8 protein-coding genes and 1 tRNA gene are annotated in these 12,795 nt (G+C 51.1%); 5 read left to right on the top strand and 4 right to left on the bottom strand.

Annotated elements, in window-relative coordinates:
* Window positions 1-177: 177 nt before the first annotated feature.
* Window positions 178-250 (bottom strand) — tRNA-Lys (locus D2E26_RS06335).
* Window positions 251-342: 92 nt separating this feature from the next.
* Here D2E26_RS06335 and D2E26_RS06330 point away from each other — a divergent pair.
* Window positions 343-1,857 carry a C69 family dipeptidase gene (locus D2E26_RS06330; RefSeq protein WP_125963847.1) on the top strand — a complete coding sequence of 505 codons (1,515 nt, stop codon included), beginning with the start codon at window positions 343-345 and terminating at the stop codon, window positions 1,855-1,857.
* A gap of 47 nt (window positions 1,858-1,904) precedes the next feature.
* Here D2E26_RS06330 and D2E26_RS06325 read toward each other — a convergent pair whose 3' ends face one another.
* From D2E26_RS06325 to D2E26_RS06315, 3 genes are all read right to left on the bottom strand, one after another.
* Complete coding sequence (locus tag D2E26_RS06325) at window positions 1,905-2,942, bottom strand: glycosyltransferase family 2 protein (protein WP_125963846.1); 1,038 nt, start codon at window positions 2,940-2,942, stop codon at window positions 1,905-1,907.
* A gap of 490 nt (window positions 2,943-3,432) precedes the next feature.
* The gene (locus D2E26_RS06320; protein WP_125963845.1) at window positions 3,433-4,380 is read right to left on the bottom strand and encodes a TetR/AcrR family transcriptional regulator; all 948 of its coding nucleotides are present in this window, start codon (window positions 4,378-4,380) and stop codon (window positions 3,433-3,435) included.
* 175 nt (window positions 4,381-4,555) lie between these two features.
* The gene (locus D2E26_RS06315) at window positions 4,556-5,248 is read right to left on the bottom strand and encodes a hypothetical protein (protein ID WP_125963844.1); all 693 of its coding nucleotides are present in this window, start codon (window positions 5,246-5,248) and stop codon (window positions 4,556-4,558) included.
* 426 nt (window positions 5,249-5,674) lie between these two features.
* Here D2E26_RS06315 and ftsY point away from each other — a divergent pair, with 426 nt between their 5' ends.
* From ftsY to D2E26_RS06290, 4 genes are all read left to right on the top strand, one after another.
* A complete protein-coding gene (gene ftsY / locus D2E26_RS06310) occupies window positions 5,675-6,964 on the top strand; it encodes a signal recognition particle-docking protein FtsY (RefSeq protein WP_125963843.1) in 1,290 nt (429 codons plus the stop codon).
* 159 nt (window positions 6,965-7,123) lie between these two features.
* Entirely contained in the window at window positions 7,124-8,419 is a 1,296-nt protein-coding gene (locus D2E26_RS06305; RefSeq protein ID WP_125963842.1) for an ammonium transporter, read from the top strand.
* 3 nt (window positions 8,420-8,422) lie between these two features.
* Window positions 8,423-8,761 (top strand): P-II family nitrogen regulator, encoded by a 339-nt coding sequence (locus D2E26_RS06300; protein ID WP_125963841.1) that lies wholly within the window; start codon window positions 8,423-8,425, stop codon window positions 8,759-8,761.
* Between the two features lie 1,267 nt (window positions 8,762-10,028).
* A complete protein-coding gene (locus tag D2E26_RS06290) occupies window positions 10,029-11,888 on the top strand; it encodes a [protein-PII] uridylyltransferase family protein (RefSeq protein ID WP_125963840.1) in 1,860 nt (619 codons plus the stop codon).
* Window positions 11,889-12,795 lie beyond the last annotated feature (907 nt).

Genomic DNA, 12,795 nt, shown 5'->3' with positions numbered 1-12,795 from the left:
CGTTAGACGTGACCGTTACCACGTAGTCGTTAACGTGAAGCCGCCGTAGGGATTTCCCGCGGCGGCTTTGCTATATGTATGCGCGGAGATAGATGAGTCGCAGGAGTTGCTCGGTGAGGGAGTGCAGAAATAAAAAATCCTTGAAATCGAGAGGACTCGAAATCAAGGTATAAAAAGTGCCCCCCCAGGGATTCGAACCCTGAACCCACGACTTAAAAGGACGCTGCTCTAACCGTTGAGCTAGAGGGGCAACAGTAGGCATTATAGAGAATCATTCGGAAAATGCAAATCGAAATGTCTACGGAGTGGGACGACGTCATCGCCAACGCTCACAATAGAACCATGTCTTGTACCACGCTTTTAGTAGGAAAATCAGCCAGTTTCGACGGTTCGACGATTATTGCTCGCGATGATGATTCGGGCTCTGGTCGTTATGATCCAAAGCATTTCGTAGCGATTTCGCCTAGCGAACAGCCACGCGAGTACCGCAGCGTGCTTTCGAAGTTTGCAATCACGTTGCCAGATAATCCATGCCGTTACAGCATCGTGCCAAATGTGAAGCCAGATCGCGGCGTGCTCGCCGAGGCAGGCGTCAATGAGCACAACGTGGCTATGAGCGCTACAGAAACTATTGCTGTGAATACGCGCGTGCTGGCTGCTGATCCACTCGAGAAGGAGACGGGCTTCGGCGAAGAAGACATCATCACGCTCGTGCTGCCTTATGTGAGCACGGCTCGTGAAGGTGTGAAGCGTCTGGGCTCGCTGCTCAGCGAATACGGCACGTATGAATCGAATGGCGTCATCATTTCTGATGTAAATGACATTTGGTACGTCGAGACGATTGGTGGCCACCACTGGATGGCTCGTCGCATTCCAGATGACTGCTATGCCGCCATTCCAAACCAGTTGAGCATTGATACGCTGGACTTCTCGGACGCTTATGGTGAGGGTCGCGAGAACCTGTGCTCGGCTGATTTCGAGGACTTTGTACACGAGCATCATCTGGATCTGATGATGGATGCCAAGCATGCAGCTGGTATTGGCTTCTCGGGCTCGGATTCACGCGTGCTCGATACGCGTGCTGCTTTGGGCACGGCTAACGCCAAGGATCATATCTATAACACGCCTCGTGCTTGGTATATGCAGCGTTACTTCAATCCAACGGCTGTTGAGCAGGAAGGCCTTGGTCCTGAGTCGGACGGCCAGGCATTCTGCCGCGTTCCAGAGCGCAAGATCACGATTGAAGATGTTGATTTCTTGCTCGGCTCGCACTTCGAAGGCACCGAGTTTGATCCGTATGGCACAACGGGTACGGCTGAGAGCCGCCACCGTTACAGGCCAATCGGTGTGAACCGTACTGGTCACATGGTTGCTATGCAGATTCGTCCAAACGTGCCAGAAGCTATGGCTGCCATTATGTGGATTAGCTTCGGTAGCGGTCCGTTCACGACTGCTGCACCGTTCTACGCCAATGTGACGGGTACGCCAGCCTACCTGCGCGATACGCCAGCTGATGAGGTTTCAACGAACTCGCTGTATTGGTCTAACCGTCTGATTGCAGCCCTTGCTGATGGTCACTGGTTCGAAACTGACGGTGAAATTGAGCAATACATTGAGGACGTGCAGTCCTATGGCTTGCGTCATGTTGAACAGCACGATATTGATATGAGCCGCGAAATGGGTGAGCTCGCAACCACAGAAATCAATATGGAAGCTGTGAGGCTGCAGCTCGAGCAGGCCAACGAACAGATGGCGGAATTCCTGCAGAACCGCACGAAGAAGCTGCTGTTCAAGGTGCTCTATATCTGCAGCAACATGATGAACAATGCGTTCAAGATGAGCGATAAGTGGATCTGATAGATCCCACACGCGAAAGTGACAGATCTGGGCGAGACTGAGGAAACTCAGTTGAAGCCCAGAATGTCGTTCGCAATGCGGTAGCCGATACGAATGCACGTACGGCCAGCCGGGCCGCGCAGATTCAGGGCGCGGGAAACGAGCTTGCGATGCACGTCGCGGCCGATCTGAGGCGAGTAGCTCGAGATGTCTTGCCAGAGCTGCTTTTTGACGCGGTAATTCTCTGGATCGCGGGAGAGCACAAGGAACGTCGACGTAATCGACGATTCAATCGCGAGGAAATGAATCATATAGCGGTACAGGCCTTCGCTGACCTCGTTGCGCTCGGGAGTTGCGGCAAGCATGCACTTGTTGACGAGCAGCAGCTGATTGACGCGCTTGATCATGACGTCGGTTTGCACGCTCTGGCCTTCGCGGCCGATGAAGTAGTGGTAGAACGGCACGTCGAGGTAGAGCATCGAATGTACCCATGGGAATGGGGCGTAAGAGTAAATAAAGTCAACGTAGAACGTGTGCTCAGGCAGCTTCATTTGGGAATCGCGCACAACCTGCGTGCGGAAAATAAGCGTGTGCATAATCATGTACTGAGCAATGCCGAACTTACCGAGATCGTCCCAGCCAATGCGCTTATTTGCAGGGATCACCTTGCCGAATTGCACAACGTGCTTATGCTTCTTGCCGACCTTGTCGTAGACGTAATCGGTAATCACCAGATCAAGAGGCTTGGCCTCAGAACGCTGGGCGCGCAGGACTTTCAGGACCTTTTCCAGGGCTTCGGTACCAACCCAATCGTCGGCGTCAACAACCTTAATGTAGAGGCCTTGTGCGAGCTCGATGCCAGTGTTCACGGCGCCACCGTGGCCTTTGTTTTCTTGATGAATGGCGCGCACAATGCCTGGATACTGCTGTTCATAACGCTGGGCGCAGGCGAGTGTGCCGTCTTTGGAGCCATCATCGACGATGAGAACTTCGATGTCGTTGTTGTTCTGTGCGGAGAGAAGCGTATCCACGCAGCGAGGTAAATACTCTTCCATGTTGTATGCGGGCACAACGAATGAGAGGATTTTGTCCTGCTCAGTATGCATTAAAGTCTCCTGCCATGGATTGCGGCCGTGATGCTCGCGCTATTGTACCGCCAGCCGTAGTTTTGGGTTTTATTGTGATCACGGACGGGTGCGATTGTGCACCTATGTGGAGAGGTCTCCGAATTTTCGCACACTGCTACGGAGTTTAGAAGCGGTATCCGTGTTTGCTTGGAATCGCTAGATCTTTGGAATTATGGGGATTCTTGGGGTTTGCGGAGTAGTGAAATCACACGGTTACGGCTTTGGGTTCCGTAATCGTGTGAGGTTCTGGCACACGGTTACGGGGCTTGGAACGGTAGCCGTGTGATTTGTTGTCACCAGTTTGGCGGAATTTCAATGTTTTCTTGAGAGTAGAGCACACGGTTGCTGCGTTGGAATCCCGTAGCAGTGTGGCGAGGTTCTGAGACCCACATAAAAAATGGTCCTGAAAATGTGGATGGGCACTTTCAGGACCATGTCTAGAACGACTAGATGCAAGAAATTCTAAGAATCAGTTGTCAGATTCTTCAGAAGATGCGGTTTCTGTTGTTTCTTCTGCAGCAGTTTTTGCAGCATTTTCTGTGGTAGCTTCGGATGCGCTGAACTCGGTTTCAGCAGCCTTCATGCGTGCATTCGCTTCTTCGATGGTCTGCTCGGCCTTTTCGATGGAGGCTTGTGCTCGTTCGGCATCTTTTTCAGCCTTTTCGGCTTCTTTGCGTGCACGCTTACGAGCCTTGGCTTCGGCCTTGAGCTGGGCCTTAGTTGGCTTCGACGTGACAATTTCTTCAAGGCTGCTATCGGAAGCGGTACCGTCGGCATCGTCTGCATTTTGGTCGGTCTCGTTGTAAAGAAGCTTTGGCTTTGCTTCAAGACGAGAAAGACCGTGCCAGCCTAAGTTCACGATTAATGCAGCAAGCTCTTCGCGGCTTAACTTACGCTGGTTAGCCCAGTACTGGCCGGTGAATACGGTCATGCCAACAAGCATTTGTGCGTAGTAGCCTGCGCCCTTAGTTGGCAGGTGCTGGCGCTTGAACCACTGCTCAAGAATCTCTTCAACACGAAGGCTAATATCGCCCCACAGTGAGTAGAACGAGCTTTGTGGATCGGTCGAAGGGGAGTCACGAACAAGGACCTGGAAGCCCTCAGAGTGCTCCTCAATATAGGTAAGCAGCGCCAGAGTTGTGCGCTCCACGATTTGGCGTGGATGGATATCGGTGTCACCGGAGAGTGCTGCTAAGAGCGACTCATTCAGTGCACGCATCTCGCGGTCCACAACAACGGCGTAGAGTCCTTCTTTGCCTCCAAAGTGCTCGTACACAATAGGTTTACTGACCTTGGCATGCGCTGCAATTTCTTCAACGCTAACCGATTCGAAACCTTTAGATGCAAATAACGAGCGTCCTACGCGGATAAGCTGTTCGCGGCGCTGGTACGACGACATTCTCGAAGTATTGGCCATACCCCCAGTGTGGCACTAGCCCTAGGCCTCGGAGGAATTTGTGCAGCAGAAAGCCTCTGCAATATCAACTGGTATGAAGAGTTCTATGTAGAACATCTTTGATGTTACAGAGGCTTCGAAAAGCTGCATTGAAAGCTTGCGGCTTTCAGTTACGTATCTTGTTGTTCTGTAGTTCCTAGCTCTCTTCTTCCACAGGAGCTGGTGCTTTTCTACGCGTAAATACGGTGATGAGTGTAAGTGCGCAAGCAATAGTCAGCATAGAAACGTAATAGATATTAATTGGTGGATTAGAGGCATCTTCGCTAGATGCACTTTTTGTTAAGAGGAGCGCAAACAGTACAAACATCGTCCATGCTGCCAGTGTTGATGACATGAGTACGCATTGTTTATGGTGAAGTGTGTGAGGTGCTCGCATAAGGCGTCGTATACCTCGAATAATAGCTACGCTGAGTAGGGCGACAGCTATGCCCATGCCACATGTCATAGCAGCTAAAAGAAATGCTTGATAATCCATTGCGTGCAACAGAGAGTAGTTCATGAGCACGGTAAGTGGATAAGCAATAAGTATGCTAGGCCAAGCTTTCCATCCATATCGCAGAAGGGAATATGCGATGGTGCCAAGTGTAACGAGAATTGGCGCAAAATAGAGCGTAAAGAAAAATGCATCCTGTACACGATAAAAATCTTCAATGCCGAGGATAACGGCACAAGCGAGTAGTGCTCCCCAAATTATGGCAACAGGAGGTAGCCACTTCATCCAAGTTGAAGTTGGAGGTGAAGGCTGTGCTTCTTCTTGCTTGTCCGGAAAGCTTTCGAAATTGTCTATAAACTGCTTCGTTGCAGGATGTGTTGTATTGCCACCAATCATTTTGGTTCCCCTGTCTCTCTCGTGTGCTTACCGTGTATTCGCACGGCTCGCTAGTTCGGCATGAGTAACGATTGCGGCTGCTGAGTACTCCTTGAATTGCAGTCCGCATATTGCTCAATGCGTGTATACCTATTGTGCGTGCAAACATGGTGAACACCTACTCGCTGCTTGCTTTTCGGACATTGTGTTTATATGGTGAACTTCGGATACATGGATTAACGGACAGTTAGCTGCTCCGTCATTGCCAATTAAATCCGGTCTATAGAGATGTGGTTGATAATTCATCAATGATCCACTCAGAGCCGCCCCTAGGCAGAGTTGAAGCAGCAGTTGAATGTGAACATCTCACCCCCGATTTAGACGATGGCTGTCTAAATAATGCGTTTTTTACACGAAGTGTCAGCTGAGGAATCTAGCCTTAAACGCATGGATATGAACACGATCATTGCCATTGTTGCTGTGGTTGTGGTTGCCGCGCTGTTCATTGTGGGCGGCGTGTGGATGGACCGCTCCCGCAAGCGCGCTTTGCGCCGCAACGATGAAGCTGCTAAGGCCAAAGCAGATGCACGTTTGGCAGCCGAAGCTGAAGCAGAAGCTGCAGCAAAGCAGGCTCAGAAGTCAGGTCAGCCAGCAACTGAGCTGACGCCTTCGCAACGTGCTGCACAGCAAGCTCAAGAACAGACCTCGGAAATGTCTGAAGGCTTGCCTGAATCAGAAATGCTTGTCACTGACCTCAACCTCGTTGAGGAAGTGCCAGTTACCGTCGAACAGAAGACTGAGAAGCCAGCAGGTCGCACAAGCCGTTTGCAGCGCTTGCGTGAACGCCTTTCGAAGTCGGCAAACCCATTCGGTAAGGCACTGTTCAACATTCTGGCCAAGGATCATCTGACCGAGAGTGATTGGGAAGATGTTGAAGATACGCTGCTGATGGCTGATGTTGGTGCTGAAGCTTCGGAACATCTTGTTGATCAGCTGCGCACCGATGCCCGAGTTACGGGTACCAGCGATGCCGCACAGGTTCGCGAAGCACTGCGCTCGCAGCTGCTGGATCTCGTCGGCACCGATGTGGATCGCCGCCTGAATGCTGATAAGCCAGATGCTAACCATCCAAGCGTCATCATTATGGTTGGCGTGAATGGTACTGGTAAGACGACGACCGCTGGCAAGCTTGCCCGTCTGTTCGTGAGCCAAGATAAGCAGGTTCTGCTGGGTGCTGCTGATACGTTCCGTGCTGCAGCTGCAGATCAGCTTGAGACTTGGGGTGCCAAGGCTGGTGTGCCAATCGTGCGTTCCGATCACGATGGTGCAGACCCTGCTTCGGTTGCTTTTGAGGCCTCGGCTAAGGCCAAGGAACTCGATTCCGATGTGCTCATTATTGATACGGCAGGTCGTTTGCAGAACAAGGCCAACCTCATGGATGAGCTTGGCAAGATCCGCCGCGTTACCGAGAAGAACCTCCCAGTCGACGAAGTACTGCTCGTGCTTGATGCCACTACCGGCCAGAACGGCATGACTCAGGCCAAGGTATTCGCTGAGGCTATTGGCATTACCGGTGTTGTGCTGACGAAGCTCGACGGCTCCGCAAAGGGTGGCATTGTTATTGCTGTTCAGAAGGAGCTGGGCGTTCCAGTCAAGCTCGTTGGCGTGGGCGAAGGTCCAGATGATTTGGCTCCATTTGATGCCGAATCGTTCGTCGATGGAATTCTTGCTGAGTAAGAGTTTGCTTTAGCAAAGACGAGTATTTTCAATACATTTCAACAGTCTCGTCACGGTCACGTTTAACGCTTTCGTAACGCAACGTAACTTAATCAAAACGCGCGTTCGATTCGATAAATGTGACAAGAGAGAAAGAGTTTAAACAGAGGAGGTAACCGCATGGGAGTGCTTGATTCTGGCAATACCGCGTGGATCCTTACATCAGCGTGCTTGGTGTTCTTGATGACGCCAGGCGTTGCGCTGTTCTATGGCGGCATGGTTCGCTCGAAGGCCGTGCTGAACATGCTCATTATGGAAGCCGCAGCACTGTCGGTCACCATGTTGATCTGGGGCCTGTGGGGCTGGTCGATTGCTTACGCAGGCAAGTCGGTTGGTGGTGTCTTCGGTGACCCTGCAACGGGCTTCTTGCTCAAAGACACGATGGTTGCTCAGGATGGTGTTTTCACCTCGGCAACGCTGAATAATCACGGCTATCCAGCCAGCGTTGATGTGGCCTTCCAGGCTGCATTCGCAATGATCACGGTCGCCCTGATCTGCGGCGCTATTGCTGAACGCGTCAAGTACAGCACGTGGATGATCTTCGTTGCCCTCTGGGTTACGTTCGATTACGCACCAATGGCTCACATGGTCTGGAATGGTGGTCTGCTCTCCGCAGACGGTCCAATTTCGCAGGCTATTGGCGCACACGCTCACGACTTCGCAGGCGGCACGGTTGTGCATATTAACGCCGCAGTTGCTGCACTGATTATTGTGCTCATCATTGGTAAGCGTAAGGGCTTCGGCATTGAACCAATGCGCCCTCACAACGTGCCATTCGTTATGCTCGGTGCCTTCCTGCTGTGGTTCGGTTGGTTCGGCTTCAATGCTGGTTCGGCATTCGCCGCTAATGGCACTGCCGGCTACGCATGGATCTCCACTTCGCTCGCAGCCGCCGCAGCAATGCTCGGCTGGGGCTTCACCGAAAAGATTCGAACCGGTCACTACACGGCCATGGGCGCTGCCTCAGGCATCGTCGCCGGTTTGGTTGCTATCACTCCAGCTGCCGATGTTGTTTCACCACTGTGGTCGATCGTGCTCGGCCTGATCGCTGGTATCTGCACCTGCTTGGCCTGCAGCCTCAAGTTCAAGCTCGGCTACGATGACTCGCTCGACGTCGTCGGCGTGCACGGCGTTGGCGGCCTTATTGGTACTGTCCTGCTCGGCTTCATGATGGAAGGAACCGGCCTGTTCTGCGGCGGTGACTGGCGTCAGCTCGTCGTCCAGATTGTTATTGCCCTCATCGCCATTGCCTTCTCGGCAGTGATCACGACGATCATCGCGTTCGCACTTGAGAAGACGATTGGTTGGCGCGTGACGCCAGCTCAGGAAGTTGCTGGCATCGACTTGGCTGACCAAGGCGAACGCGCATACGATTTCGCTGGCACCGCTAGCTCGGTCATTAGGGATGCGAGGTAAGTTATGAAGCTCATCACCGCAATTATTCAGCCGCACAAGCTCGACGAAGTTAAGGAAGCTCTCGCCTCGGCAGGCGTCCGCGGCCTGACTGTTTCGGAAGCTAATGGTTACGGCCGTCAGCGCGGCCACACGGAGATCTACCGTGGCGCTGAGTACACGGTCGACCTCCAGCCAAAGATCCGCATCGAAGTGCTCTGCGACGATGCCGATTACGAGTCGCTCGTAGACGTCATTGTTGGCGCCGCAAGCAGCGACACAATTGGCGACGGCAAGGTCTGGGTTACGCCACTCGACATGGTCGTTCGCGTCCGCACCGGCGAGACTGGCTCGGCTGCTATCTGATTGTTGAGCATTAGCTCATCACTTCAAGCCTCACACTCCACTTTTGACCAATACTCATTTCTGGAATGTGAGGCTTTTTTATACGTTTTTTGAGTTCGAAGTTTATAGATCCCGGATTCTGATGCCGCGTTTATTGGCATCTGCACCACCTGTCTGGAACGGTCTAACTTATTACTTCATGACCTCTGCCTAATGCAGCTATAACAAGCGTTAACAGGCCTTATAGCCTTGGTAAGAACTCGATCTGTATATAACTATATGTACTCGTAAATGGCTTTGGAGCCTGTTAAGCAGCCTGTTCTGTAGGTCACTGCCGTATATCGATAGTTGCATTGAATAACGTGTCATTTCATCGCTTCAACATTTCAACGAATCAACAATTCAGCCGTTTTTCTCAGCTCGCCGGTTCATCACTCCAGCAGCATTGCAGCACTCCAGCATTGCAGCATTCCAACCATTGAACATTGCAACATTTCAGATTTCCATCCATTGAGTATCTGAGCAGAAGCGCTGACCCCGAAGTTTTTTGATTCAGCCTCAAGACCCGGCTTGGAATCTTCAGTTCGTCAACTCAGCATTGAGTCGCAAGTTTTCGAGATCCTAGATCTTCTGACCGAGACTCGATTCAGAGGCGGAGTCAGAGTCAGAATCAGAATCGGAATCTGAATTGGAATTTGAAGTGGAAGTGGAGGTGGAACTGGAACCAGAGTTGAAGCTGCCCCAGATCTCCAACTCTCCAGTTTCCTGAGTTGATCTATTCCTCAACCGCACTTTTTCGACCCCAATCCGCAAACAGCCACTTTTGACCTAAAAAACGACCCTGAAGTGTGGGTTATCCCATTGGCCTTCCAAGTACTGGAATCCAGACCATGGTTTTGGCATATTGCGTGATCATAGAACTAATGAGCAATTTTTCTGCATAAGGAGGTAGATCGCGAAGTTATACCCCCGTTATGCAGGGAGTAAAACTGGAACTCTATACCCCCGTTTTACATACGGAATTCGAACCGGTTTTATACCCCCGTTACGGAAGGGGGTAATGAGTTCTCTGAATACCCCCTTTTTGGAAGGAGTTTGCGAACTCACTTTATACCCCCGAAAATCTGGGGTTGAAAACATGCTCTTTATACCCCCGTCTTCACAAACGTAAGGAATCATTTTTATTTATAGAAAACTACTGTTTTTATTTATATAAATATTTATTCATTTATTTAATACATTTTTTATTTATTTAAAACAGATTTTTATTTATTACTGAAGGAGCGTCATGGCGCAGAGTTTGCAGCATCTCAAGGCCCAAATGCTTGATCTCAGCCGCTGTGATGCCGATGGTGTGTATAGGTCAGGACCCGAAAAACGTTTAGCGCGCTCTCTGGCGGTCGAACGGGCACTTATCCACCTTTGGGATGAGGCTATTGCCTCTTTGCCCTTTAGAGTGCCCTTAGAAGGAGTCGGTTTAGCGGCCGTTGGGTCACTTGCTCGAGGTGCTATTGGCCCATATTCCGATCTCGACCTCGTACTTATCCACAATGGCCATGCGCTCAATGCTGATCAGCTCAATGCTTTGGCTCATGCGCTGTGGTATCCGATTTGGGATGCTGGATTGGATCTTGATTACAGCGTTCGTACGTGTTCGCAGTGCGAATCGGTCACCGATCACGATCTTCCGGCCGCTATGGGATGGCTCGATGTGAAGCCTCTCGCGGGCGATACAGAAATAATTGAAAAAACTGCCGTCTCGATCCTCGAACGTTGGAGGAAGGCGGCAAGAAAGCGCCTTCCAGAGCTGTTAAACTCAACGCGCACAAGGCTTGAGCGGTACGGAAGGCTGCCTTACGTCAATGAGCCGAATGTTAAGGAGGCGCGCGGCGGACTTCGAGACACGGTGCTCGTTGAGGCAATTGCGGCGTCATGGCTCGCGGACCGGCCTCATGGCAAATATGATGCGGCCGTAGAGCGGCTTCTTGACGTGCGTGACGCCGTTCATTTGGCTGCACAAAAAGAGACCAATTTACTGTTATCGCGCTTCCAGGCGCCTGTTGCGGCCATGCTGGGGCTTGCTGACCCCACACTGCCAGAGGGGGAGCGTCAGGCTCGCTCAATTGACGACTTGATGACGCTGCTCGCTCGCCTTGGTCGTTCGGTGGCTTTTTCGCTAGATTCCACGGCTTCTCGAGCGCAGCGTACGTTGCCTCAGGGCAAGCGTCCGTTCGCATTCTTCCAAATTCGTCATCCTCGCGCTCAGGGCAAGCGTCAGGCCCCAAAATTCACCGAAGTGGCCCCAGGTTTGCTGCTTCACGAGCACGAAATTGCTCTCGCTCCAGCGGTTGACATCAGTTCGGATGCTGGACTTGCGTTACGTGCGGCCGAGCAGTCGGCTCGTTTAGGATGTGCTATTCATCCGGCGACGTTGCTGAATCTTGCTCATACTCCATTGCGCGACCACGGCTGGAACGAGTCCATGAGAAATTCGTTCATAGCGATGCTTGGCTCGGGTGAACAATTGCTTGATGTTTGGGAAAGCCTTGATTTTATTGGGATTCCGGGTCGCATGATGCCAGAATGGGATGCAATTCGAAATCGCCCGTCAGCGTCCGCAGCGCATCGTTACACCATTGATCGGCACATGGTTGAAGTTACGGCGAAATTGAGCCGATTACGACCGCAAGAGCTTACAGAAAATACTGAGAGTGAGTCATACGACGATGCACATTACCAAGCATTACTGCTCGCAGGCATTTTGCATGATATTGGTAAGCGACCTGGCATTGCGGATCATTCGAAAGAGGGCGCTCGCCATGCGCGAGTTATTGTGCGGCGCTTAGGTTTTGATGAGCAAATTGTTGACTGGGTAACGCTGCTCGTCAGTCACCATTTGACGCTATCTGAAGCCGCTGCAAGCAAAGATCCCAATAATGAGGTCATTCTTGAGGAATTGGCGGCAATCGTGCGATATGACGCCGTTTTACTCGATATGCTTTTTGATTTAACGCGCGCCGATATGAATTCTTTGGGCGCGACTTCGGGTGAAACAATAGGGAAGCGGTCGGGATGGAGTTCTTGGCAGGCTTCCTTAGTTACTGGCATGGCACGAGCCGTGCGTAAACGCTGTTTAGACCGAAAATGACTGGAATTTAGCCAAAAACTTCGGATTTTTGTGCGGTGCGGTTCAACGACAAACCAATAATGAGTCGATAATGAGGCACTGAGAGGCCAGTAACGAGCTAGTGCCGAGATAGCAATAAGGCGTCACCGAAGTAGCAGCGAGTCAGTATGTGGAAAACTTTGGGTTGCATGCTGGCAACTCACTCGGAAAATGTGGATATCTCGGCCAAAAGTTAACGGGATAGAAACTCATAAGTGTGGATAACCCCCGATGAGGTATCGAATGCACGCAAGAATTCTGGAGAATTGTGCATAACTTTCAGATTAATCCAATTGTGAAGGTCGGTCTTCACATTTTTATGTGGAAAACTTTAGCGTTATCTATACAGCTCTAGGAAAACTGTCGAATATATTGCAATTATTGACTTTAGGGGGTGTGAGCCATATCACTCAGACACTCAAGATGCAAATTGAGAATGGCTTTGTGGAGCCTTTGTGCATATTTATCCCCCAGTTATACACACAGTTATCCTGAATCTGGGGATAACCGATACGTTTATCCACATGATTATCCCCATAATGTGGATAAGTCGGGATTTGTGGAAAAAGTAATCCACAATAGGGGTTTCCGCGCGTGTCGATACCCCCGAAACTCTTGATATATGCCATGAACTGATGTAAATTTGCCTCTTTTGCCCTGGTCTAGGGGACTCAACGGGGGTATGTAGTGGCATCGAACCCGATTTTGGTGACAATTTCGGTAATTTTTGCGGTTAATTTGCTGTCAAATGAGTTGCTAAGAGAACATCGTGGAGTCATAAGAGGTCTTGTTGAGCTGCAAATGAGGATGCAGAGAGCATGAAAGAGGGGCATCCGGACCACTCAATGACCCACAAAAATGCACAATGTGGATAACTTTGCGGTGCGCG

The organism is Bifidobacterium dolichotidis, from assembly GCF_003951975.1.
In the GTDB taxonomy this organism is placed as follows: Bacteria; Actinomycetota; Actinomycetes; order Actinomycetales; family Bifidobacteriaceae; genus Bifidobacterium; species Bifidobacterium dolichotidis.
The sequence above is the reverse complement of the archived record's forward strand: the minus strand, read 5'-3'. Positions and strand labels throughout refer to the sequence as shown.

Excerpts from the sequence above, each read along its gene's own strand:
- ftsY (WP_125963843.1), top strand. The coding sequence starts at position 5,675 with ATGGATATGAACACGATCATTGCCATTGTTGCTGTGGTTGTGGTTGCC.
- D2E26_RS06325 (WP_125963846.1), bottom strand. The coding sequence starts at position 2,942 with ATGCATACTGAGCAGGACAAAATCCTCTCATTCGTTGTGCCCGCATAC.
- D2E26_RS06330 (WP_125963847.1), top strand. The coding sequence starts at position 343 with ATGTCTTGTACCACGCTTTTAGTAGGAAAATCAGCCAGTTTCGACGGT.
- D2E26_RS06290 (WP_125963840.1), top strand. The coding sequence starts at position 10,029 with ATGGCGCAGAGTTTGCAGCATCTCAAGGCCCAAATGCTTGATCTCAGC.
- D2E26_RS06315 (WP_125963844.1), bottom strand. The coding sequence starts at position 5,248 with ATGATTGGTGGCAATACAACACATCCTGCAACGAAGCAGTTTATAGAC.
- D2E26_RS06320 (WP_125963845.1), bottom strand. The coding sequence starts at position 4,380 with ATGGCCAATACTTCGAGAATGTCGTCGTACCAGCGCCGCGAACAGCTT.
- D2E26_RS06305 (WP_125963842.1), top strand. The coding sequence starts at position 7,124 with ATGGGAGTGCTTGATTCTGGCAATACCGCGTGGATCCTTACATCAGCG.
- D2E26_RS06300 (WP_125963841.1), top strand. The coding sequence starts at position 8,423 with ATGAAGCTCATCACCGCAATTATTCAGCCGCACAAGCTCGACGAAGTT.